At 55.0% G+C, this 1,688-nt stretch carries 1 protein-coding gene; it reads left to right on the top strand.

The window, feature by feature from the left end; all coding sequences use genetic code 11:
• Positions 1-156: 156 nt before the first annotated feature.
• Entirely contained in the window at positions 157-1,611 is a 1,455-nt protein-coding gene (gene emmdR / locus C5687_RS24160) for a multidrug efflux MATE transporter EmmdR (protein WP_120262340.1), read from the top strand.
• Positions 1,612-1,688: the final 77 nt, after the last annotated feature.

The following is a 1,688-nucleotide window of genomic DNA, read 5'->3' as shown; positions in this document are numbered from 1 at the left end:
TGTGGAGGCTTATCTTAGCGGCGAAAAAAGTTTTGTCAAACCTGATCTTAGAGAAAAACGACTGATTGCTGATTCTGTCATCAGTTTGTTGTAAATCCACACATCTTTTTAAGGAAAATACTTTGCAGGATTAGCATTTGTCCCCCATCATTTGAAATGGAGTTTCAACTTTTCTCGCTAAGGTCCATTTTGAACGTCACTGCCTCCTTACGCCAGGCGATAACGCGCACGCCATGGTATGCAAAACGTAAAAGCTATCGTGTTCTGTTCTGGCGTGAAATCACCCCGCTTGCTGTGCCTATCTTTCTGGAAAACACCTGCGTTCTGTTAATGGGCGTGCTGAGCACCTTCCTGGTGAGCTGGCTGGGGAAAGAGGCGATGGCCGGGGTAGGGCTGGCGGACAGCTTTAACATGGTGGTGATCTCGTTCTTTGCCGCTATAGACCTCGGGACCACGGTGGTGGTGGCCTTTAGCCTTGGCAAGCTTGACCCCAAACGTGCCCGCGAGGCGGCCCGCCAGTCGCTGATGATCATGACTATTTTTTCGATCGTTCTGGCGGCGCTGATCCACTATTTCGGTAAAGAGATTATCGACTTTGTCGCCGGGGAAGCCACCAGTGAGGTAAAAGACCTGGCGCTGACCTATCTCGAGATGACCGTCATAAGCTACCCGGCGGCAGCCATTGCGCTGATTGGCAGCGGCGCGCTACGTGGGGCGGGTAATACCAAAATCCCGCTGCTGATCAACGGCGGAATGAATATCCTGAATATCATGATCAGCAGCGTGCTGATCTACGGCGTGTTCTCATGGGATGGACTGGGGTTCATCGGCGCCGGGCTGGGGTTAACCATTTCTCGCTATATCGGTGCGGCGGCCATTATTGGGGTGCTGATGGCGGGGATCACGCCTTCGCTGCGTCTTACGCTGAAAAGCTATTTCCGCCCCTTTAATTTCGCCATTATCTGGGAAGTCATGGGGATTGGTATTCCCGCGAGCATTGAATCGGTGTTGTTTAACGGCGGGAAGCTGCTGACGCAGATGTTTGTCGCCGGGATGGGCACCGACGTTATCGCCGGTAACTTCATTGCCTTTTCCATTGCCTCGCTGATTAACCTGCCGGGTAACGCGCTGGGGTCGGCATCGACCATCATTACCGGCAAACGGCTCGGGAAAGGGCAGATAGGCCAGGCGGAGCGGCAGTTGCGTCACGTGTTCTGGCTGTCGACGATTGGGCTGACGCTGATTGCCTGGGGCACTGCGCCGTTTGCCGGGCTGATGGCTTCGTTCTATACCCACGAAGATGACGTGAAAGAGGTCGTTAAAATCCTCATCTGGCTCAACGCGGCCTTTATGCCCATCTGGGCGGCCTCATGGGTACTGCCCGCCGGTCTGAAAGGCGCGCGGGACGCCCGTTTTGCGATGTGGGTTTCAATGCTTGGCATGTGGGGATGCCGCGTCGTTGCCGGGTATACGCTCGGGGTGATGCTCGGATGGGGCGTGATCGGCGTCTGGCTGGGGATGTTCCTCGACTGGGCCGTGCGCGGCGCGCTGTTCTACTGGCGCATGGTCAGCGGGCGCTGGTTGTGGAAATACCCGCGACAGAATGCCTGACAATTGTGCGAAATGGAGAATAATTCGGCAAACGATCGGAAATATGCATTCTGCCTTTGACATCATGGGGGAGCATA

Origin of the sequence: Enterobacter sichuanensis (assembly GCF_002939185.1) — a bacterium.
In the GTDB taxonomy this organism is placed as follows: Bacteria; Pseudomonadota; Gammaproteobacteria; order Enterobacterales; family Enterobacteriaceae; genus Enterobacter; species Enterobacter sichuanensis.
Note: the sequence above shows the minus strand (reverse complement) of the source record. Positions and strands in the feature narration are given on the sequence as shown.